General features: G+C 57.5%; 18 protein-coding genes and 5 pseudogenes. 11 read left to right on the top strand and 12 right to left on the bottom strand.

Going from position 1 to position 20,742, the window contains the following annotated elements; translation table 11 throughout:
- The 3 genes and pseudogenes from NKH29_RS31415 to NKH29_RS31425 all read right to left on the bottom strand — a co-directional run.
- Positions 1-364: transposase domain-containing protein (locus tag NKH29_RS31415; protein WP_502911327.1), on the bottom strand; the 364-nt coding region annotated here is incomplete at its 3' end.
- Positions 365-403: 39 nt separating this feature from the next.
- Positions 404-637: pseudogene (locus NKH29_RS31420) on the bottom strand (transposase); the annotation flags it as partial.
- An 851-nt stretch (positions 638-1,488) separates the two neighbouring features.
- Positions 1,489-1,705: pseudogene (locus tag NKH29_RS31425) on the bottom strand (transposase); the annotation flags it as partial.
- Between the two features lie 784 nt (positions 1,706-2,489).
- On the opposite strand from NKH29_RS31425, the gene NKH29_RS31430 reads away from it, so the two are divergent.
- From NKH29_RS31430 to NKH29_RS31455, 5 genes and pseudogenes are all read left to right on the top strand, one after another.
- Positions 2,490-3,650, top strand: coding sequence for a TlpA disulfide reductase family protein (locus NKH29_RS31430; RefSeq protein WP_353001319.1), 1,161 nt, complete (start codon positions 2,490-2,492; stop codon positions 3,648-3,650).
- Positions 3,651-3,995: 345 nt separating this feature from the next.
- Positions 3,996-4,676 carry a CCE_0567 family metalloprotein gene (locus tag NKH29_RS32765; protein WP_502911328.1) on the top strand — a complete coding sequence of 227 codons (681 nt, stop codon included), beginning with the start codon at positions 3,996-3,998 and terminating at the stop codon, positions 4,674-4,676.
- Complete coding sequence (gene fdxB, locus NKH29_RS31445) at positions 4,673-4,990, top strand: ferredoxin III, nif-specific (protein ID WP_353001306.1); 318 nt, start codon at positions 4,673-4,675, stop codon at positions 4,988-4,990. Before NKH29_RS32765 ends, fdxB begins: the two co-directional genes overlap by 4 nt.
- 62 nt (positions 4,991-5,052) lie before the next feature.
- Positions 5,053-5,265: an exopolysaccharide production repressor protein gene (locus NKH29_RS31450; RefSeq protein ID WP_353001320.1), complete on the top strand. Its 213-nt coding sequence runs from the start codon at positions 5,053-5,055 to the stop codon at positions 5,263-5,265.
- Between the two features lie 386 nt (positions 5,266-5,651).
- A pseudogene (locus tag NKH29_RS31455) lies at positions 5,652-6,126 on the top strand (pyridoxal-phosphate dependent enzyme); the annotation flags it as partial.
- A gap of 126 nt (positions 6,127-6,252) precedes the next feature.
- Here the strand turns inward: NKH29_RS31455 and NKH29_RS31460 are convergent.
- From NKH29_RS31460 to NKH29_RS31485, 6 genes are read right to left on the bottom strand one after another with little or no spacing between them, the layout of a single operon-like run.
- The gene (locus NKH29_RS31460; protein ID WP_353001307.1) at positions 6,253-7,746 is read right to left on the bottom strand and encodes a phosphotransferase; all 1,494 of its coding nucleotides are present in this window, start codon (positions 7,744-7,746) and stop codon (positions 6,253-6,255) included.
- Positions 7,747-7,971 carry a hypothetical protein gene (locus NKH29_RS31465; protein ID WP_352625363.1) on the bottom strand — a complete coding sequence of 75 codons (225 nt, stop codon included), beginning with the start codon at positions 7,969-7,971 and terminating at the stop codon, positions 7,747-7,749.
- A gap of 17 nt (positions 7,972-7,988) precedes the next feature.
- A complete protein-coding gene (locus NKH29_RS31470) occupies positions 7,989-8,540 on the bottom strand; it encodes a ubiquitination-like system serine protease family protein (RefSeq protein WP_353001308.1) in 552 nt (183 codons plus the stop codon).
- The gene (locus NKH29_RS31475) at positions 8,527-9,876 is read right to left on the bottom strand and encodes a HesA/MoeB/ThiF family protein (protein WP_353001309.1); all 1,350 of its coding nucleotides are present in this window, start codon (positions 9,874-9,876) and stop codon (positions 8,527-8,529) included. The genes NKH29_RS31470 and NKH29_RS31475 overlap by 14 nt, the downstream gene beginning before the upstream one ends.
- A complete protein-coding gene (locus tag NKH29_RS31480) occupies positions 9,873-10,271 on the bottom strand; it encodes an E2/UBC family protein (protein WP_353001310.1) in 399 nt (132 codons plus the stop codon). The genes NKH29_RS31475 and NKH29_RS31480 overlap by 4 nt, the downstream gene beginning before the upstream one ends.
- Positions 10,272-10,532, bottom strand: coding sequence for a hypothetical protein (locus NKH29_RS31485; RefSeq protein WP_353001311.1), 261 nt, complete (start codon positions 10,530-10,532; stop codon positions 10,272-10,274).
- A 1,069-nt stretch (positions 10,533-11,601) separates the two neighbouring features.
- On the opposite strand from NKH29_RS31485, the gene ectB reads away from it, so the two are divergent.
- Entirely contained in the window at positions 11,602-12,861 is a 1,260-nt protein-coding gene (gene ectB / locus NKH29_RS31490) for a diaminobutyrate--2-oxoglutarate transaminase (RefSeq protein ID WP_353001312.1), read from the top strand.
- Positions 12,851-13,693, top strand: a complete 843-nt coding sequence (locus tag NKH29_RS31495; RefSeq protein WP_353001313.1) for a 2OG-Fe(II)-dependent halogenase WelO5 family protein — start codon at positions 12,851-12,853, stop codon at positions 13,691-13,693. The genes ectB and NKH29_RS31495 overlap by 11 nt, the downstream gene beginning before the upstream one ends.
- 502 nt (positions 13,694-14,195) lie before the next feature.
- Here the strand turns inward: NKH29_RS31495 and NKH29_RS32770 are convergent.
- Complete coding sequence (locus tag NKH29_RS32770) at positions 14,196-14,555, bottom strand: helix-turn-helix transcriptional regulator (protein WP_502911329.1); 360 nt, start codon at positions 14,553-14,555, stop codon at positions 14,196-14,198.
- Positions 14,556-15,886: 1,331 nt separating this feature from the next.
- Here NKH29_RS32770 and NKH29_RS31505 point away from each other — a divergent pair.
- The 4 genes and pseudogenes from NKH29_RS31505 to NKH29_RS31520 all read left to right on the top strand — a co-directional run.
- Positions 15,887-16,816: a 2-oxoglutarate and iron-dependent oxygenase domain-containing protein gene (locus NKH29_RS31505; RefSeq protein WP_353001314.1), complete on the top strand. Its 930-nt coding sequence runs from the start codon at positions 15,887-15,889 to the stop codon at positions 16,814-16,816.
- Between the two features lie 600 nt (positions 16,817-17,416).
- A complete protein-coding gene (locus NKH29_RS31510) occupies positions 17,417-17,836 on the top strand; it encodes a DUF2267 domain-containing protein (protein WP_353001315.1) in 420 nt (139 codons plus the stop codon).
- A gap of 203 nt (positions 17,837-18,039) precedes the next feature.
- Positions 18,040-18,351: a hypothetical protein gene (locus NKH29_RS31515; RefSeq protein ID WP_353001316.1), complete on the top strand. Its 312-nt coding sequence runs from the start codon at positions 18,040-18,042 to the stop codon at positions 18,349-18,351.
- Between the two features lie 14 nt (positions 18,352-18,365).
- A pseudogene (locus tag NKH29_RS31520) lies at positions 18,366-19,075 on the top strand (IS5 family transposase); the annotation flags it as partial.
- Positions 19,076-19,082: 7 nt separating this feature from the next.
- Here the strand turns inward: NKH29_RS31520 and NKH29_RS31525 are convergent.
- Both NKH29_RS31525 and NKH29_RS31535 read right to left on the bottom strand, forming a co-directional pair.
- Positions 19,083-19,456 (bottom strand): annotated as a pseudogene (locus tag NKH29_RS31525) (IS5/IS1182 family transposase); the annotation flags it as partial.
- An 846-nt stretch (positions 19,457-20,302) separates the two neighbouring features.
- A partial coding sequence (locus tag NKH29_RS31535; RefSeq protein WP_353001317.1) for a GMC oxidoreductase occupies positions 20,303-20,742 on the bottom strand: 440 nt, incomplete at its 5' end.

Here is a 20,742-nt window from a genome sequence, read left to right on the forward strand (position 1 = left end):
CGCACGGGCACAACGTGCTCTCGGGCTCGATGACCCGCTCCACCCGCGGCAGATGGGCCGGCAAGTGACCGCGGTTGCGCCGGCGCGAACCGGAGGTGTCGTCCGAATGGCCGTGGATGACTTGCTGCGCCTTTTCCTGCGCAGCGTCGAGCACACCCTGCGCGATCTCCACGTCTTCGAGCGGCAGGTGGTATTGATCCGGATGCAGCTTCTCGGACTTGGCGCCGAACTTCTCGTGGTTGAGCTGGCTGACGACGCTCTCCAGGCGGCGGCGCGCCTCCTCGGACTCTGCCAAAGCTGCCTGCGCCTCGGCGAGGAGCGCCTTCAAACGCTCGTTCTCTTCCTGGAGAACCGTCAGATTCATGCACTAAATCAACCACATGATCTCCGATAACGCCATTGGCCGGGTCGACACGCCCTGCACATACATCTCCGCGAGCGTCGCCAACAAGGCCCGCTCGGAACGCTGGTAGCGTTCGAACAGCTCAGTGGAGAAGCGGCCGGCCCGGTCCTGCGGAACCCGCAGCTCGAGCTTGCCGACCCGCGTGACAAGGGTGCGGCCAGAATAACCGCCTCGATGTAGCTGACGGTGGCGGCCCCGAGCTCCATGTGTGCAGCGATGGACGCCGCGCCGGATTTTCCGTTCGGCGAAGGTCGGCGAAGGAGGGCTCGACCTGATTGATCCCTGAGGCTGCGGTCGGCGGAAGTGGACGTAACAGGTCCAAGGCGAGTGGCCCCACCGCCTCGGCCATCAACCGAACCAGTGCGTCGCATTGCGCTGCGTCGTTCTCAACACTTTCGGCCGCCAAAAAGTACGATCTGCACGCCGCCGGCCCAGACCTTCAAGCTGGCGCCGCTCTTGCGCACTCAATTCAGTCGGTACGGCCGTCCGCAACGGGGGATGTTGTGAATCGAGGATTGAACGAAGCGGCTACCGCTGCGTGAGGGGGGATGTAGCGCAATGAGCCTCCTGTCTGGGAAGATCATGGATGCTGCATTCTACGACTAAGACAGGAGATCACCTAGTGGCCGAGATGGCCCTCTTGCCACCATTATCTTCTCGCCACCACGGCCCGCTATCTGCCGATCGCGACGAACAAAGTATGTTCGTCATCCAGTCCGCTGGATTTGCTGCCGCAGCCGAATGCCGTCACGCCGAAGCCTGTTGCGCCAGAACATTTAGGCGGCCATTGGGTCTCAGGCCTTCTGCATGTTTGGCGACCTCAGCCGCGAAAATTTAGTCGATAGCGAAAAGTAGAACCCCGCTTCGCCCAACGTTCATCACAGGATCGAGGCTTGCGCGCGACTGAAAACCTGCTAGCCCCTTGAGGCACGGCGATGAGGTTTTGGCGGCCTGAAGCGGCGATGTGGCCGCTGTTGGGCGCTTTTCCGCGAACCTCGTCAGGCGCCGGCGGTGATCCGCGTGAGGGCAGGTGGGGTTTGCAGGTGCGGTCGGCGGGTCCGTTTCGGGGCGTCTGCGCCCCATCGTTATGTCGCGAGTTGAGGGATGCGATCGAGGACAATGCGCAGGATGCGCTGGTCGGAGCACGATGTCGGCAGGTGCAGACGGATTTGCGATTTCATCTCGACCACCCGCGCAGCGATTTTGATGAGGCGCAATCGCAGCGTGTCGAATTGGGCGACGGCAAAGCTCGAGCGCCCGCAAGCCCCGCATGAGCCAGTAGGCGCCGGCATGCAGGAACAGATGGGGTATTCGGCTTGAGCCTCATCTTTTAGCGGTGATGCCATGAAGGTGCTGCGCTTCCTTTCCTGATGCTTGTGGCTGTTCCTGAACAGACCACGTCTATCATCAACTCGAAGCGCAGCGCCTCTCCATACAAAGACTTGAAGAGAGGGCGCTAAGCCGAATACTCCATCTACAGTCCCGACTTCAATCGGATTGAGAACGCCTTCGCCAAACTCAAGGCACTGCATGCGGCGTCCCGCCAAACGAAGCCTCCAGGCCGTCCACAACGCCTCGCCAAAACCCTTGACTATGTCATCCCAAACGAATGCCACAACTACATCGAAAGCGCACACACAAATCAACCTAAATGCGACCGCTTAGGTGGCGTGAAGCCGGACGATGATGACGAGCCTGCCGGTAACTAAGGCAGTCATGACGTCTATCTGCTCGTCCCTCGGCCCGAATGCATATTGAGTCGTCCGGGCCACGCTTTTCTGCCGACGCGAAGCGCGTGATGCTTGTCGAAAACCTGACAGCGGCAGAAAACATGTCGGCTTCAATACAACCGGCCATCTTGGCATTTGAAGGTTTTTCTAGCGATTCATGCGCTTACTGCCCGCTGAGCGCGCTGGCACGGCCTTTGCGGATTGTGATGCGGCAACACTGCGTGAAAGCTGACTTCACGCAGACGCGCGAGACGAGCGATGCTCTCCTTTTCCTGCCCGTGTGCCCCCTCTCTAAAGAGGGAAACAAGCTCGCGCGTAAAGTCGCGCAACCTGTGGCAACAGCTTTGGATAGCAGCATGGTATTGCAGACGAAGTCACCGGCTCCTTCGATCAAAGTGGACACCTGGCTGCGTGGCGAGCCCCTGACGAATTTCGAACCCGGCAAGGTGTATATCGTCGAATTTTGGGCAACTTGGTGCGAACTATGTGTGGCGGAGATGCTCCAGCTGATGCGGCTCCAGGAAAAATACAGGGACAGCGGACTTGAGGTCGTCGGAGTCGCGGCTAATGAAGACGCTCCAATGGCCGTTGAGGCTCGCACCAAGTTGGACGCGTGGTTGACCGAAAAGTGCTCGAATCTGAACTATCGGATCGCGTTCGACTACACAGGCGAAATGAACAAGCTTTGGATGAAACCCAGCTTTTCCGTCGGGATTCCGACCTCGTTCATGGTCGACCGAGACGGCCACATCGCCTTTATTGGTCATCCAAGCCAACTCGATGAGGTTTTGCCGGAAGTGCTCAACGGCAGCTGGCGCACCAGCGACAAAGCGAAAGCCGCCGATACGGAGCGGATCGCCACAAGCGAACCCATGGCGCGCGAACACGCGTTGAAAAAGCCGATCGATGACAGATTCTGGGCGGCGGTGAAGTTAGAAGATTGGAAGACGGCTCTGTGGGCAATCGAAGAGGGCATCGCCTTGATGCCGGAGGACGTAAATTTCCGCCTGGCTCATGCGCATCTGTTGCTTCACAAAATACAAGACATGTGGACGGGCTTGCCCGTGATGCGCCAATTGGTTCGCGACGCGATCGACAAAAACTCCGAGGACTGGATGGTTTCGGCGCTAGACCAACTTTTCCATCCGGCCAATGACCATTCGCGCCTCCCCCCTGCTGAGCGCTTCGCGATGGGCAAGGAGCTGTCCGAACACATCCTGGCGCTGAATCCCCCGCAAGGCGACAGCCCTAAGTACCGGTCTTATCCAGCTGTCGCCCGGTACTATCACGATAACGGCAACAACGAACGCGCGATCGAGTTGGTCGAATTGACACTGAAGTCGCTGGACGGTCCGGAGCCTATCCCGGGCGATCTGAAAGAGCACCTTCTACCGGATTTGCTGCAGGCCCTGGCCAACTACAGAGGCGGGAAGGTTTGTTACGGCGCTCTCTGTGCGGCTCCGCAAGACAAGCTTCCCGGAGGTGCCAAAGCCCGGCCGGGCGAGAAGAATACTTAAGAAGGGGGGATGGTCGGAATGTTTACTGGCCAATTCGCCCATTTCCTGGCGTGGCCGCAAGCAGGCCCCATGCAGCACAGGATGGATTGTTTGCAGCACGTTCGAGGTTCGTATCTTGCGATGACCTGCGGCCGCATCGCGGCGGAAGTGATGTTCGACGCGAATTCTGGCCGTTGTGGAAGACCTCGCAGTCGAGGACGGTCCAAAGTCGGCCACAGGGAAATCAATCGCTTGGAATTGGCCGCCCCGAGCTGGGCGTCGGCTGCGCAAGTATGCCCGAGGGAGGCGTCCCCGAAAAAAGAAACCGTCCTTCGAGGAAGTGGACTGAAATGAGGAGCAGGCGAAGTGTCTCACGCCGCGGTTGGCCTTGCTGTCAACGTGGAGGAGGCGGCCCTTACCACCGTTCGTCAAATGCCTCGTGCCGCTGATCCGTGCTCAGGATCTCTACGGATCGGACGCACGCTGCTGGCCGACTTCATCGTCACCAGAAAACAGCGCCGTGCGATCCCTGTCATCGGAGATCCCGATCCGGACGTGCTGTGGAGGCTCGACATGTTTTACAGCGCCGTGGGGCTTGCGATCGAGGAGCGCTCCGGCCTGATGACACCGCCAGTGATTGAGATGAAACCCATGGGGGCTTCGGACGATTGCTTTTCACGGCCGGGCGCTTGGTCGCTCTGTCGAGACATCCACCGGTTCGGCTTCGAGACGTTCAGGAAGCTCGCGGAAGCCGGTCCGAACTTGGTCGACGATGCGACTGCAGCATTGAAGCCTATCCCGACGTGGCACGGGCGTGAAGAAACCGATTTCGAGGAACAATTTATGTCAAACCTAGATGAGATGGGGAAGAAAGTTCGAAAGCTTCAGCTGCGCGCGGCAGTTGCCAAGATGAGATTGCGCGGCCTTGCAGAGGATCTCCCGAGAAAATGGAGGGAGATAGAGGAAGTTGCTGAGGAAACGTCCGCCGTTTTTGCCGAGTTGGATGGTGCCAAGAGAGAGCTCGCTGCAATGAAGAAGTTACGATGACCAGCACATTCACCACCCGCGACGGCTCCGGATGGATGCCGGAATATCTCACCGCTATCGATGACACGACCTGCATCGGTTGCGGCCGCTGTTTCAAGGTCTGCTCGCGCGAGGTCATGCACCTTCACGGCGTCGATGATGCGGGTGAAATCCTCGGCGTCTGTGACGCCGAGGACGACGACTTCGACGGCGAGCTCAATCGCATGATCATGGTCGTGGATCATGCCGGCCGCTGCATTGGCTGTGGAACTTGCGCCCGCGTCTGCCCGAAGAACTGCCAGACCCATGTTGCGGCCGACAAGATCGCAGCCTGATCTGAGGAGACAAAACCAGGAGAACGGCGTTGCCCTTTAGATTCTTTTGTCGCCTCCTGGGAATGGTCCTGTGCAGCACCGCTCTGACCGTCTACTTCGTTTTTCATTCCATCGGCACAGTAGTCGTCACGACGCTGGCTTGTTGGCTGCTCCTTCAGCTGGCGTATTTCGCAAGCGTGCTCTTTCTGATCTGGCAGTCTGGCTTCGTTAGCCGAGCTGGCCAAAGGCCTGAGCATTTCGACAGCAAGGAAGTTAAGATCCGAGCCAGACCTTGATGAGGTGACGAATAAATCCGCTGATTTGCTTCAGCGCGATCAAATGCTGGCCATATCGCTGCTGCTGCCTTGAGGCGCCATGACAAGGTCAGTGCTCAAGCTGGCGCCACTTTGGACCAACCATAAACGTTGAGCAGATATTATAAGGAATACTGTGCCTGAGAGTCGATGACGACCGCAATCCGGTCATTCTAAGTAATCCAGGAGATGCAGTTCTTGAATGCCATACGCATTGGGGTAGCCTCTCGCAGCACGCCAGCGAGGCGCTGGAAATAGTAATGGGACTCTTCTGGCGCCGGATAATGCATACGACGTCAAATCACAGACGGCTCTAGAATGACTCGTGAATGGCTAATTCAGCTCCGTCGCGTGTTGCCGGAGAGAAAATGCTGGAAAAGTTCGAACGCTATCCGCTCACATTTGGACCCACGCCCATCGAGACGCTCGACCGCCTCTCCAAGCATCTGGGGCGAAGGTGGAAATCTACGCCAAACGCGGGGACAGCAACTCCGGTCTCGCGTTTGGCGGAAACGAGCTGCGCAAGCTCGATACATCATCCCCGATGCCATCGCGTCAAATGCCGATGCGCTCGTCTCCATCGGCGGCGTGCAGTGCAACCACACGCGGATGGTCGCTGCGGTCGCCGACAAGATCGGCATGAAATGCCTCCTGGTTCAGAAGAGTTGGGTTGCCCATTGGGATGCGGTCTACGACCGGGTCGGCAACATTCTTTGGAGCCGCAGGAGCAGAGCTGCGCCTGGTCGACGAGGTGCTCTTTGACAGCGGCATCCGCCGCAGTTGGGAAAACCGCTCTACGAGGTCAAGGCAAGGGGCGGCAGACCCTATGCAATACCAACTGGACGCCCCTCGACGGCGCGGTGTCAGCCGTATGGACGTTCATCCGGTCCTCCGAGAATCACTGAAGCTTCGACAACCTCTCCGCTTTCCCGGCCCAGACCGGATAGACAAGTTGCTGAAAGCTCACAGTTAGCTATCGCCTGATTTCCAACCCGGGGAAACCATGTAGGGGGGGCAGAACGAAGCCGAGCTTGTCAGATCCAGTGCCAAGCGTTCAGCCAACCAGACAAAGAAAGGTCGACGACCGCGATCCTCGTCGTTGCCCCGTTTTCTTAAGCCATGCCGAAGCAAGTGAACCGCGACTGCTCGCGCGTATTCGTCACTACTAACCTGTTCGGCAAGTCCAAATCGTCGGATCTGGCGCACGCTGTTCCAGAGCGGGTTGAGAGGTGCCGTGGGAGAACGCAACTGCGGAAGTGTGCGCAGATTCTCAACGGCATACAGTTCGTCCGAGAATTCCATCCATTCAATTGATTGTCTGCCAGGCGCTCTGAGAACAAGCGCAGTTTCAAGCGCTGCTGGGTCGATGACAAGAGGTCCGTGATCCACAGCAGCGAAGTCAATGAGTATGGCTTGCCCACTTCGCACACGAACGTTCTCCCCATGCAGGTCTCCGTGGCAAAGCGCCCGCCGGTGACGTATCGGAGGAAGGTCATCCAGCAACTTCGCAATTTTTACAGCCGTGAGCGTGGCACCGAAGGGCTGAGCCTCACGTGCGTAAGTGTTGGCCCGCTGACGTGCGTTTTCGGAGAAAGTTCCGAGCACTGAGTTCACCAGCGGGCCCTCTTGCACGCCAGAAACGGAGAGATAGGCTTGGGTGCGCCAACCTCGCAAGGCGTCCTCGAAGAGTGAATTGATCGCGGCTTGGGCAGTACCGCGGTTCACCTGTTCGGCGAGCGAATCGGAATGCTCGACGAAATTCCCGACAATCAAGCCTCTTTCGGCGCCCAAAAGGCAACGGTGTGGGTCAAGATTGGGTCGCGAAAAGAAGGGAATGAAATGGGTGGTGCAGACTTGGTAATTCTCCAACTCGCGAAGGATTTTCGGATATCGATCCATTTTGACGAAGAACGGCAGAGGATAGGGGCCCGCGCGCGAGTCATTCAGGCGCGCATATGCTTGGAATACGGCCGCGCCACCCTGCGCCATGCGCGTGAAGGTCACCTCCCCGCAATCGCTAAACGCCCGCCGCAAAAGGACCACGTCTTCCGGTGAGCAGTCATCGCACCCCACCAACTTTACGCTGGGCGAATAGCTAAGGCCCGGAGCGCTTCTTGCAGACAACTCGGGAATGCGACTTGCGACGCGTACTGCCCACAATTTAACGCGCTTCCCGAATGGCAAGCCGTCCAGCTTTCGTCGAAGTGCGTCGATTTCTGTCAACGGCGCGAGCACGAAAGCGAGCAACCCATGCATGAAGGCATTCGCGATCAGACCGGTTATTTCGTCGTCCAGAGGTCGACCGGGCGAGATATTGATGACCACCGCGCAACTACTTGGGAGTTCCGCCTCGCATGCCGCGTTTCTTTTCTCGGCAAGCGAAAGATCCCTTTCTGAGAGGGCGTTGACGATAGCAGGAGGCGCGGGCGAGCCCACCCAGATAACGCGACTTCGAATAGCCATCTAGGAAACTGATCCACCGAACATAGCAGGCGGCATGCTAAAGATGCGGACCGGTCGCTTCTCCAGGGAGACGACTTGATCGTCGGAAACTAAAATATCCGGCTCCGCGCCCTTGGCTTCGAGAACCAAATTCCATGACGGTTCTACCCCAAACAGTGCGCGAATTTGAGCACCGCTTAGTTCCGATTGATCCACCTGAAGGCGCTCACCGTTGAACTCGATCACGTAGGGCGGTTTCGGCATTAGACCTGGCTTTCTGGGGGCGTGGTGGTCCCACCCGATCCTAACCTTAATCGGAAGAGGCCTCCCTGTTTCGCGTCAACCCTGCCTTGCCGTGTCAACATCTGACAGGCCCACAGCACTTCCCAGGGGATTGCATCCAATATCGTTGCGACATGCTCGTAATGCCGGTAGTCGCCCGAAACGGAACGCTCAAGTTCGACATAGACCTCGCCAACGAGCTCATCATCCCGCCATGGTGCAGGATCGTAGCGGTCACACCAGAGCAGCCTATCGCGCCAGACGATGAAGTGCGCACCGCATCCCTGGTCCCGCCAGACGGAAGGATATAGCGTTAGTTGATTTTTGCGAACGTCTACCCGCCATGCCTTGCCAGCCCGTGCATCGAGGTTGACGGATAAGGTGTCGCCGCAGCCATCCGGGCAAAGCATCACCAGCGATCGTGGCACGCCTCGTCGATCCAGCGCCATGTCGCCTGGTTGATGGAGCAGAGCTACCGCTTGAGCGTGTCCCTGCGCCTCACCTTTGAAGCTAGTGTATCTAGCCCGCGACATGTCTTCGCGTCGGCAACGGATACATGTCACCGCCTCCCGCTGTAGAGTTCGCGCCGCAAAAGTTGCAGTCGGGGTTCGGCGTATCCTCGATCGCGTTAGTCCTGCCCCGATTCCCATCATAGACAAGGTAGCGGGGCTCGGCCGGAACGCCAGCAACAGCGGAAAGCAGCATGGTAACCGCGAGTGAGGCTACCACGCCATTCAAGCTGATCACTGCCGGCTGCGGCGCGTTTGCAGCCCCCTGGAAATAGGGATCGGCCCGGCGCTGCTCTTCTGTCATCATTTCCGAGCGGACCTGCCCTGCGTCAAGGTGGCGCGCGCACCACAGACAAGCCAACCCGGGTGCCAGCATCTTGACATGACCAGCCAGCCGCGCGCGCATTTCGGCATCTACCGTGATTGATACACCCATGTCGACTACTGGCGTGAGGAACTGATAGGCGGCGGTGTTCAAGACATGACGACTAGCATGGGTGTCGGTGCAATTGAACACCAAATCGGCCTCAATCACCTGGCGCGCCACACCCTCCACGGTAACGTCGGCATCAATTGTCTTGAGGTGGGCGTCCGGCCTCAGCCCGCGGATCATCCTCTCTGCAACGTACACCTTTTTCGTTAAGTTGACGTCGTTCGGCAACGCTCCCGCGACCCTGTTAAGGTTCGACGCCTCTATCGTATCATCGTCTACAAGAATGAAGTTGCGGACGCCTAGGTGTGCGAGTTGCTGAGCGACGAGCGAACCCGTGCCGCCTAGCCCTACGATACCTACCTTGAGCGCCGCCAGACGCGCCTGCCCCTGCATTCCGAAAGCGAGGACCTGGCGATCGAAACGATCCTCGAGGAGAACCTCCTCACGCGGATCGAAGGCGACCTGCAAATGTGCGCCGACCTCCAAGACCCGAACTGCCTGCGCCTCGCCTAGAACACGGGCTCGTGCATGATCACGAGAAAACAGTAAAGACAGATGGGGCACATCGGGGCAACGCACGCGCAAGTAGCCCGCAAGCGAGCCTTCGCTCGCATCGTCGACTGGCGAAAAATCAGCTGTGGAAACCTGCGGGTGCGTATGGACGTAAACAAGCGACCAGCCGTTCAGCCTCGCCCTCTTTTCAATGGGCAAACAGAATTCCGGGGATAGATGGACCGAAATTGGAGTTCGTTCGACATAGGCCTTGTCCGATGCAATGTGCATCTCTCGCACGACTAGCCGCCATCCTTTTGATCGCGCAAGTTGCACGGGGACGCACAGAAGGATCGCAGCGCTTTCAAGCGCCGGATGGCGAAGCGCCTCGCGCAATTCACGTAGTCGTGGCGCCGCGAAGGCTAGAGTAATCATTTTGCGCACCGGAAGCGCTCTTGGATTGCGCCCACCCAGGTGGTCAGGGTGTCCCGATTTGGATTCCAGTTAACATGTGCGTCGGTTACGTGCCAAGAGAACCAAATTCCCTGGTACCCGGTCTCTGGAATGGCATTGGGATCTTGAGAGGCTTGGGGCATCTGGCCATTATCCAATCTCAGCCCGGACCTAGCCCAGAAGCAATCAGGGTATGGCCCGGGATACCCGACGGGGACAATAAATCGGACGCAGGTGGACGTCGCCGACCATCCTGGAGGCAGCCTCAATTCAGGAATTGTGAGAAGAGTGGCACCTGAGGGGAGCGGCTCAAGCTGAGCATCTGGATGACGCTGTGTGATAACGTCAAACTGTCGCAGTGTTACGGGATGCAACATCTAATCCCGCCCAAAGCTGGTCGGTGGGCGTGTGAAAAAGTGCTTTGGCCCTTGGCCATGGCCGTGAGAGAGATCGACAGGTTCATCGTCCCTGACTGCTCGATCCTGGTCATGATGACCATGGCCCTCGAGAACCAGATCATGGCTGAGATCCAGGGTAGCAACTCTAGCCTGGATTGCCGCCTTGACCTCAGCACCGGTCAAGACCGACCGATCGACCTCGATCTTCTCATCCAAGTAGAAAAAGAAAATTTCGCTCATTGCTCCTACCTATTCCAAAACTGAGAACAAAACGGGAATACACGCAGCGACCAAGGCAGGCAAGAACCGTTCAGGACAACTGCATGTTCTGGCCATGACGCTCCTTACATGGCCTCATTCCCACCAAACCTTCAAGCGCCAGCGCCCGCTATCAACGACTTGCGTTATAACTCAGTCGCTTGAGGAGTTTCCCGCGAAACCAGCCGCATTTTCGCAGCTTTTCTGCACGGACAGGGGTCCCACGATGAGTAATGCGGTTGTTGGTTCGTTGGTCTTGACCATGCGCGACAACGCGACCGACCACAGGCTAGACCTCCCCTCGGAGTCTGAATCACATACTCGGCGGCTCTGCGGGCGAGCCTCTTCCTGGTCAACTCACGATGCGGGTCTTTGATGATGTCGTCACACTCTCCGATGCGACGGAGTGGGGCGTCTGAGCGGTCGTCGAGGCGCCAGCGGCCGGAACGGATAGATCACCCAAGCCCATCCGCTCGAGCTTGCGCAGGCGTCGCTAACTACTGTCTGATGAAACGGATCGCGGCCGTCCGGGAGACATATCCTTGTCAGCGCACGCGTAGCCGGTCGAGGACGCGGGGCCGAGAGGAACCATTGCCATCACCTACAGCGCGCTGACCCACGAACAAAACGCTTCCCCAGCGGAATTGAAGTTGTTCCGTCCGGTCGATGGAAGCACACACAAGGAGCCTGCGCCGCCCAATCTGGCGGACATGCTCGAAATCACGAAGAACTAAGGTCCTGACTCTGTCCGGCCCAAGGGGCCCACTCCAAAGGGTGAGGCAGTTTGGTCCTCTGTGCGGCTCCGCAAACGGCAGGCGCTTTTGCAAGCCACAAGCAGTCAACTACCACATGCCGTAGTGTCGACGCCTGTCAGAAAACTTTAGGATCGAACTCGTTCCAATGCATTGACCGAGAGATAGGGATACCGGCATGCAGAGCAGCGCGAAGTGGAGGTTCCAGTTGTCTGTACAGCAGTTGAGGTGCCGCGCAGGTCCTGTCTCCATTCTGTCAAGTCCTGTCTAGTTAAATGATCTGCATGCAGGAGGCGCCAATGAATACCGACGTTTTTGCAGCCTATGAGTCTAATGTTCGTCGCTACGGACGGTCGTTTCCTACAGTCTTTAAGAAGGCCCTTGGAGCGACAATCTGGGACGAGGCCGGAAAACCATATATCGATTTCCTTGTTGGATCGGGCGCCCTCAACTACGGGCACAACAACCCGAATATTATTGCGCCAGCGATTGAGTATCTCGTCGGCGAGAACATTCTTCTATCGCTCGACATGTATACAGTCGCAAAACGTGAATTCATCGAAGTGTTTGTGGATTCGATCCTGAAGCCCAGGGGGCTGTCCTACAAGATACAATTTCCTGGGCCGACCGGCACGAACGCTAACGAAGCAGCGCTGGCGCTGGCGCGAAAATATACCGGCCGCTCAAGCGTCATGGCCTTCACAAATGCGTTCCACGGCATGTCGCTCGGCTCCCTGGCGGTGTCGGGTTCGGCGTCAACCAGGGAACTGGGCGGCGTTGCTCGCCACGATGTGATCCGTGTCCCCTACGACGGCTACCCCACGCAAGCTTTCGATTCCGCTAGCTACATCGACTATGTTTTAAGCGACCCGGGGAGCGGCATAGAAAAGCCAGCTGCAATCATTCTGGAGACTATCCAGGCAGAAGGCGGCCTGAACACTGCATCTGCAGCATGGCTCACAGAAATTCAGCGGATTTGCCGCAAGCACGACGTTGTTTTGATCGTTGACGACATTCAGGCTGGTGCGGGACGAACGGGCGAGTTCTTCTCATTCGAGTTCGCGAAGATCGCACCCGACATCGTATGCCTTTCGAAGTCCCTAAGCGGTTCAGGTAGTCCGTTTTCCATTGTTCTGATTCGCCCCGACTTGGACATTTGGAATCCCGGAGAACATAGCGGGACGTTCAGAGGCAACAATCTCGCCTTTGTGACTGCAGGGGCCATGTGCAAAATGTGGTCCGACAGGCAGTTTACTGCAGGCGTCGAGCGGACGGCCGACAAACTGCAAAGACACCTTGATAGCCTCGTCGCGAAATTTCCCAAGTGCATCGAACAAAAGCGCGGCCGCGGTCTGATGGCCGGCCTCAAGTGCCGTTCGCAGGCCGTTGTCGGCCGTGTGCACGATGTCGCGTTCGAAAATGGCCTGCTGATCGAATCTTCAGGACCAAATCGCGACGTCATCAAAGTCCTCCCACCGATAACCATCACCGATGAGGAACTCGATCATGGCATCGCCATCCTTGATCACGCACTAAAGGAGCAAGCCAATGGAAACTAATGAAGTATCCCAAGCCCCAGCCATCTCGCCTGTCGAGATCAGAGAGCGAACCGGCTCGATCAGCACTGCGGAGATCATCTCAGTCCTGAAAGGTGAGATCACCGCTCTGCACATCAAGCAAGCTTTCAGCACCGAAATAGCCGAGGAGATCACCGCGAACTTTGTTGGCAGTCCCGGTCTCCAGGAGCGTAAAGATGGCGTCCCTGGACAGTATGTCGGAGCATCCCACTATAGGAAGGATGCAGCCACCTATTTCGCAGAGGCGGAAACTGCGCGACCGTGTGTCGAAGCCCTTTTTGGCAATTTGGTTGATCCGGTCCGCGGTTTGTTCAACGCGTTGAAGCGCGAGCTTCGCAAACAGGGCATTGAATTGCGGCTGGCCCGTTCGGAGCATGGTCAGGCTAATGTTTGTCGCGCTCTCAGTTGGTCTGGCAGCGGCACATTCTGCTTGGACCCCCACGACGACGTCGCTCAAGTGTTATGTGCTGGGAACGATCACGAGCTTTCTGCGGTGGCGCACAACACCGTAGCCGCACTCAACTTCTATCCCAGCATGCCCGAGGAAGGTGGCAATCTGAGGCTCTGGAGCCACAAGCCGACAGTCACCGACCGAAAGTCTCAAGGTGTGGAGACTACGGGCTATCCCTATTCGGCAGCCTATCTCGAGGGCGTTCCTTGTCGCGACTTCCAGCTCAGGGCGGGGGATATCGGCCTGATCGATGGCGGTTTCGTTCACGGGGTCACCGGTCAATCAGGCGACGGAAAGCGTCGCCTAGTGCTGAACAGCTTTTTCGGGTTTGCTCGCCCGGATCTTGTTCTCTGGTGGACCTGAAGTTGAACGTCGTAACGACTGACCGGCTTCCGCCGACAGGTGTCACATCGGTCGCAACGCGACGGGGAGGCCCCTTTAGTCACAGCCGCCCTCGGGCTGATCCAGACCGACACTATCATGAAGCCCTTGGCGTTTCAGGTGCTGCCGGTCTCCGACACGATTACCAATTACCTGTCCGCGTTACCCGGTGCTCCACTGTTCCCGGTGCCGAGCCGAATACGCATCGCGAGGTGATGTTAAGCAAGGCAGAAGCAACGCGAGAGGTGATCTAGCCAACGCATACTTCTTCCTACATCGATCGGGCGTTTACCTGCGTCAGTGTGCAGTGCACCGCGGCTCGCCTTGGACCGTTTCCGAAATGGACCCAAGATTAGTGCTCCCACCGCTCCGACATATGCAGGTTCAAGAAAACTCCTGGCACAACCGATGTTAAATTCGCCGAATCGCAAAACCTTCTCCGCAACAGAAGTATCTAGGCTTAGGCATGACATTTCTTTGTCTTTTACAATTCGATAATTCCAGATTGCAGCGCTTTTATGGCCGCTGTTGTTCTACTAACACTATCCATCTTTCTCATAACATTTTTTATGTGGAAGTTAACAGTGTTTACAGATATACCTATAATCTGCCCTATTTCCCACGACGACTTCCCTTTCGCCGTCCATAGGATGCACTCCTTTTCTCTTGGAGAGAGGGTAGGTATCTCCTCGATGCCGCTAATCCGCCGGTGTTCCATAGTCTCTGCTCCACAGCCATTTGCACAGGAGGGTGTCACTGGCGCGCAAAACTGCAGGGGTTTAAGGCTTCGGCTCTGCGCGCCGTACTGGGCAGCTCTGCATCGACTCAGCTCTACCATTCTCATTGCAGTTGGCGAAGTTATTTCAACTTAAAGTTATGTTTCGCCATCATGATGGGAGTGCAACATAGAGGAAACAAAGTCGATATCTTGGAATCATCGTCGAGTTCGTTAATAACCAATATTGATGTTGAAAGTGCTTTTATAGACCGCATCGTTTAATCCGTCGCGACAAAGAATTCGAAACCCAGAGACCTCACATCCGCGTGTCAAGCTAAAGTGTATTACGATTAATTAGGCCTCATATCCGGCTGAGAGTTTCTGCATTCGGTTGGATCGACAGATGGCAGATATCACCGGGAGCTCGGCAGCGCGCATGGAAAGTTTTGGCCTGTTCCGCAAAGGGTTTTTATCGTGAGGAACAGCTGGCACACAGGACTGCTGCCCACCTACCGTCCTCGCAGTCGGTAAGAATTCTGTCTCGCCCTGTTGCGTGGGCGGTCATCCTTGGCGCAGTACCCGCCCGGGAGCTTGAAGCCATCTCGACGGGAGAAGTGCTAACACGTTCGTTAAGCCGCGACCTGCCAGACAGACTCGCGCTATCTGGAAGGTCTTGCGAATTCACGTCGGTTGCTTGAAGTAAATCCCGAGAACGCGCGGCCCTGTGGCATGCCTCATCTAGCCTTAGCCTAGGGTCGGCGAGATGGGACGGTCATCGTCGCCGTCGGAAAGAGGTAGCGCGGCGGTCGAGAAAGGCGCCAATAGGGCTAGCGGATGCCAAAAGTTGCAGCGACTATCCTTGACGCTGAGCAAGCAAGTATCCCGGGAGCACCGCTTATCGCCTCGAGGAACATGACGACCTTGCCGGCGCAACACGCCGGAGGCGTGTGCGCCTCCGCGCAGGAGATCCGCTCCGGGATCGTCGCCGTTCTAAGCGCGCTGGTCGCAAGAGGTAATCAGAGGCTTCACCAACGGGGTGTGGCGGATTCGTTTTCCGGCAAGGCACGCGTAAAACTCTACCATAGGGTTAGGTTTTAAGGTTCAACTTACGCGGTTGGCGGCAAATTCGACCGAATTCTGGTCGGTTTTCGGCGTAAGGTTGAGCAGAGGTTGTAGATCGGTTATAGATAGCTCCTATAGAATCACGATCTTCGTTCTAATTGTTAAATTTACCTGTTATAAGTTAGCAACAATGAAAGAAAAACGTCACAATTGGTTTGAATATTATTAATTTGTCCCCGTATTGCCATTGTCGAAAATTTGATAGATATATTCGTCGCGCGGTAGGAGATAATATATCTTGCCGCAAACCGATGCGAGATACGTCGCCCGACAAGGATGCGGAATCTAAGTATTCCAGGAGCCCGACAAGGCAAAGCGCCAACGGAGAAGCGAATATGACCACGTTACCACAAATTTCACTGGCGAAACTGGCAGCCGATGCAACGCAACGTGAAGAGCAACAGAGCTTACAAATGGCCTGCGAGGAGTACGGGTTCTTCTACCTTATCGAGCACGGCATCCCCAAGGAACAGATCGCACAAGCGATCGAGGCTTCCCGGCGGTTCTTCGCGTTGCCAGATTCGATCAAGGAACGCTATGGTCACGCCTCTCAAGGCATGTATCCCACTATCGCCCGTGGATACAGTCCGTTGCACGGCGAAATACTCCATCCCGAGGCCGGACGCGATCCAAAGGAATTCTTCGATCTCGGAATTGAGAACGAAGGCGACCGGCGTCCGTTTGCTGGAATCACGCGCTTTCCAGATGAGGCCTTGGCTCCTGGGTTCGCCCGAAGCCTGCTTGCTTTGCAGGCTACCGTGCTCAGCAGAGTTGTCCCGCTGCTCGGAACCGCGCTAGCCGACCTGATCGGTATGGAACAGGGCTGGTTCCGAAGCCATTTCAGCCCGCCGACACTCTTGCAACGCGTGATCCGGTATCCAGCTCGCGGCGGCATGTGTGCCAGGCACACCGACGGTGGCTTCTTCACGCTGTTGCTACAGGAGGAACTCCCCACCCGGTCCTTGCAAGTGTGGTTCCGCGAGCGTTGGATGCCAGTGCCGAGCCTGCCCGACAGTCTCGTAGTCAATTTGGGCGACATGCTTCAGGCCTTGAGCGACGACCGCTTCAAGAGTACGCCGCATCAGGTCGCCCACAGTGGACTGAGTGACCGAATTTCGCTTCCCTTCTTTATCTATCCCGATATCGACGCTCGCCTGACTTCGCCGCAAGGGCGGCACACCTTCAGTGTTGCGGAAATGATGCTGCGCAACTTCGAGTCAGTCGAAACCGGGCATGGCGCCGGACGCGCACGAGAGTTGCAGTAAGTGTTCGGTTTTCTCAAGCGTGCGCAAACTATGGCAACGACCCGGCGCCCCCTCGGTGTGTACGGCGGAAGAACACTCCTACAATCTAGACCGTCCCGCCGTCGCCCCACATTGCGCAGCGGCAATACGTCTCGGCATAAAGCGCGCTGATGCTGTCATATTGTTTGAGATTGTGGCCGCACGAGATCCAGCGGTGCTTTTTCAGGCGAATCTACAGCGCCATCGCTGCGCTGAGGCGATGATTTCGGATTTGGGAAGCGAAGCGACCAATCCGGGATGGAACGGGGAGTATTTCTCTTAGGCTGCGACGGGTCCCGCACGAGTGAGCGTATTCGCCGACCCTGCGGTTGTAGTTCGCAGAACCGAGCGAATCCCGGGGTTAGGTTTTGTCTCTGGAATTTAGTCCGCGACCGCCAGGGACATCGGCACCAACGGCATCATCCCTCAGCCACCTGCATCCGCCGCGGACGGAAGCTGTTTTCCTTGCAGCGCTAGTCCCTCCTGACCAGTTTGGTCTGCCTCAAGGCCGACAAGACGCATTTCGACACTTAACGGCGACTAATCTGATCCTGACAAACCTTTAAGGACAGGAGAATGCTTATGTACGTGAGCCGTGATCTAAACTACGCATTGCAAGCAACGCTGAATTGGATCAGCGATCTGGCGTGGAGACTTCGCTGGCATGATCGCGAGCGGGTTTTCCAAGCCTTGATTGCGACGCTGCATGCCCTGCGCGACTGTCTGGATCGCGACGAGGCTGTATACATGGGCGCGCAGCTGCCAGCCTTACTGCGCGGCTTTTACTACGAGGGTTGGCATCCCGGCCGCCGCGCTATAGCCAGAAACCGCAATTCGTTTCTCGACCGGATCCACGACAGCGTCCACTGCGACCCGGCGGTGGATCCGGAAGAGGTTGCTCGCTCGGTCCTCGGCCAATTGGCCGACCGTTTGTCTGCAGCAGAGCTAGAAGAGGCCAAGGCCGCCACTCCAAGAGTGCTGCATGACCTTTGGCCAGCCTGAGAACAGACGCCTACCCCATGAGCGTATACACGAAGCAACCTCTGGGGGCTTTCGACGAGGAAACCAATTTGACTAGGCTTCCTTAAGGTCCGCAACAAAAGCAATCTGGGCCGCGCTTGAATACCTGGCGTCGGCAACTCTCTAATATGGTCGAAAAAGTCGGCTCCGAATCCAGCGTTGCTTCAATTATCGCGAGGTGTCGCATGGCATCTGGTTCCCTATACGCTGGCCTTGTGATTCTGGCATCGGGTCGGTTTGGCGATTTTCCAGAGGTTCTGGGCGGTGGCCGGGAGGTTGAACTCGTCGCGGGCAGCGCTCGGTCGTCGGATATCGCAGTCGATCGGGATTTAGTCGACCGTGAAGAATTCGGAAGCTGCGGATATTCCATAAGGAATGCGGCCGATTTGCAGATTTTGGAATTGCAGGTACGGCCAATTTTTGATAGTTTTCTTGCAATTCCAGTTTGCGATTTCGCCACCTGGCGAAGCGCGATTCACTGCTTTTCATCGCAGTGAATCGGCGCCAGATGATGGGCAGACCACGCGAGCGGCGCGAGACAGGAGAACAGGATCTGTTCCGCGCCCGCCTTGGTCAAATCCTCAACATGAACCACGAGCTGGTGCGGCTGGCCCGCACCATCGACTGGCCGGTGCTGGAGGCGCGCTTCGGCGAGGTCTATTGCGACGGGCCGGGCATGCCGCCGCTGCCGACGCGGCTGATGGCTGGGCTCGCCATCCTCAAGCACACCTTCAACCTGTCGGACGAGGTGCTGTGCGCGCGCTGAATCGAGAACCCATATTTCCGGTATCTGTGCGGCGAGGAGTTCTTCCGCCATGAGCTGCCGTTCGACCGCTCCTCGATGACGCGCTGGCGGGGCCGCATGGGCGAGGAGCGGATCAAGGTGCTGCTGTAGGAAAGCCTCAGCATCGCGGTCAAGACCGGCGCGATGAAGCCGCAGGACACGCGCCGGATCATTGTCGACACGACGGTCAACCCAAGAACGTCATGTTCCCAACCGGCGCCAAGCTCATCCATCGCGCCCGCGAGCGGCTGGTGCGGCTGGCCAGGAAAGCGAGGATCGACCTGCGCCAATCCTATGTCCGGGTCGGCAAACAGGCGCTGATCATGTATCAGCGCTACGCCCACGCCAAGCAATTCAAGCGGGCCAACAAGGCCCTGCGCAGGCTCAGGACGTATCTGGGGCGCACCGTCCGCGACATCTCCCGTCAGATCGCCGGCGCGTGGCGATCACCGGCTCGACGGCCGATCGCCGCCGCATCTGGCGCTTGATCGCCGGTGTCACGCGGCGCTTCTGACCGGCGGTGAAGAGGTGTCTTCCATCGCAGGAATCATCTTTTTGGCGTGTGCCCGTCGTTGGGGGTTCCCGGGAAGCGCCATGGCATGCATGGCGAACTGACCGTCCTTTGAACGCTTCAGCGTCGTCGCCACGGAAACCTTCACCCCGAACTAGTAGGGTGCGTGCGCTTTGCCTTTGCCGATGCACTCCACCTCATGGGCGTGCAGGCTGTAGATCTGGCGGCCGCGTTGGCGCTGCCTGTGCTCCAGAACCGTCGATGCTTGGTAGAGCGGCCCCTTGAAGATCGCGTCCAGCCCCGCGTCGTAATGGGTCGCAATTACCTCGCTCACACCCAAGGCGATGCGATAGGCAGCACCGCGGCTGCAGGCTATCAGCCGTCGCAGTCCAGCTTGCTGGTGCGATAGAGCGCACCATGCCTTCTGGCTGTGAAGCATGGCGCGCGGAAACGGCGGAGCGGATCATCCTCGACGGCGACTGGATGAATTGCGCGGGCAATGTCAGCTCCACAAGGCTCGATAACATTATCCTGGTGAGGCAGGGGGCAGCCTGTCAATTCGCCACGACAGTGACGCGACGCGCCCCCCCACGGAACACGGTCCTCACAAGCGATCTACAATCGCTTCATCAGCTGGAGACGAGGCGTATTCAACCGGATGTTCGCCAAAGTGCCGGCACAAGGCGGCAAGCCCGATCAAAACTGATCATCGACGCAACATCGGCGCCGATTACACCGACATAAGCTACCCCGGCCACGCCGCTGGAGATCGCGGCCCGCCGCAAGGACCTTTGTTCGCAATTGGCGGCTCAACTGACGCTCGTGACCAATAGCTCGTAGAGGCCGGCGAGCGCCTCCTGGGCTTCACCAGACTGACGCGGAGCCAATGGAAAGCGGCCAACGCCATCGAACGTCTGCACGAAGAGTTCAAGCGGCGCATCAAGACCGAGACCGTGCTGCCTTTGCCCGAAACCGCGGCCATACTGTTCTGGGCGTTGATGGTGTCCGACAAAGCTCGATGCGAAAAGTCGATGGATGGCAGACGCTGCCCATCAAGCCTCTCCATACGCAGATTGACCTCGCCGAACGAACCCCAGCCTACCGGGCTGCTCCGCCGAATTCCAACACTATTCGCGACGGCACCCACACTCCATTAGCGCTCATTCAGTATCGCATCAGAGATCTTCTCGGCTACCATAATCGTGGGGATGTTCGTATTTGCTCGCGGGCAGAATGGCATCACAGACGCATCGGCGACTCTTAAACCCGATAGTCCATGTACGCGGCCTGACGGATCCGTCACGCTGGTCGGATCCTGAGCAGAGCCCATTCTGCAGGTTGACGTTGGATGAAAGTTCCCGAAAACATTTTGTTTTATAAAGCGATCAAGGAACTCGTCGTTGGTTAGAAGGTCTGAGATGCTGCGGCCATCTGTGATTGCGAATCGGATAAGGCCTCGACGAAGTGACGCGGAACTGTCCATGAGCGCCGCCAGAAAGGATGTGAGTCCGTAGTTCAAACGGTTGTACTTACCTATTCGCTTTGCTCGTCCGGTCCAGGTAGAAGGAAAAGGGTCGAGTGCAGTATTCACCA

The organism is Mesorhizobium sp. M1295 (assembly GCF_040318135.1).
GTDB lineage: Bacteria > Pseudomonadota > Alphaproteobacteria > Rhizobiales > Rhizobiaceae > Mesorhizobium.

Bases quoted from the DNA above. Each gene is read 5' to 3' on its own strand.
- NKH29_RS31515 (WP_353001316.1), top strand. From the start codon at position 18,040: ATGGCATCTGGTTCCCTATACGCTGGCCTTGTGATTCTGGCATCGGGT.
- fdxB (WP_353001306.1), top strand. From the start codon at position 4,673: ATGACCAGCACATTCACCACCCGCGACGGCTCCGGATGGATGCCGGAA.
- NKH29_RS31505 (WP_353001314.1), top strand. From the start codon at position 15,887: ATGACCACGTTACCACAAATTTCACTGGCGAAACTGGCAGCCGATGCA.
- NKH29_RS31510 (WP_353001315.1), top strand. From the start codon at position 17,417: ATGTACGTGAGCCGTGATCTAAACTACGCATTGCAAGCAACGCTGAAT.
- NKH29_RS31485 (WP_353001311.1), bottom strand. From the start codon at position 10,532: ATGAGCGAAATTTTCTTTTTCTACTTGGATGAGAAGATCGAGGTCGAT.
- NKH29_RS31475 (WP_353001309.1), bottom strand. From the start codon at position 9,876: ATGATTACTCTAGCCTTCGCGGCGCCACGACTACGTGAATTGCGCGAG.
- NKH29_RS31470 (WP_353001308.1), bottom strand. From the start codon at position 8,540: ATGTCGCGGGCTAGATACACTAGCTTCAAAGGTGAGGCGCAGGGACAC.
- NKH29_RS32770 (WP_502911329.1), bottom strand. From the start codon at position 14,555: ATGAGAATGGTAGAGCTGAGTCGATGCAGAGCTGCCCAGTACGGCGCG.
- NKH29_RS31495 (WP_353001313.1), top strand. From the start codon at position 12,851: ATGGAAACTAATGAAGTATCCCAAGCCCCAGCCATCTCGCCTGTCGAG.
- NKH29_RS31430 (WP_353001319.1), top strand. From the start codon at position 2,490: ATGGTATTGCAGACGAAGTCACCGGCTCCTTCGATCAAAGTGGACACC.
- NKH29_RS31480 (WP_353001310.1), bottom strand. From the start codon at position 10,271: ATGTTGCATCCCGTAACACTGCGACAGTTTGACGTTATCACACAGCGT.
- NKH29_RS31450 (WP_353001320.1), top strand. From the start codon at position 5,053: ATGGTCCTGTGCAGCACCGCTCTGACCGTCTACTTCGTTTTTCATTCC.
- ectB (WP_353001312.1), top strand. From the start codon at position 11,602: ATGAATACCGACGTTTTTGCAGCCTATGAGTCTAATGTTCGTCGCTAC.
- NKH29_RS31460 (WP_353001307.1), bottom strand. From the start codon at position 7,746: ATGGCTATTCGAAGTCGCGTTATCTGGGTGGGCTCGCCCGCGCCTCCT.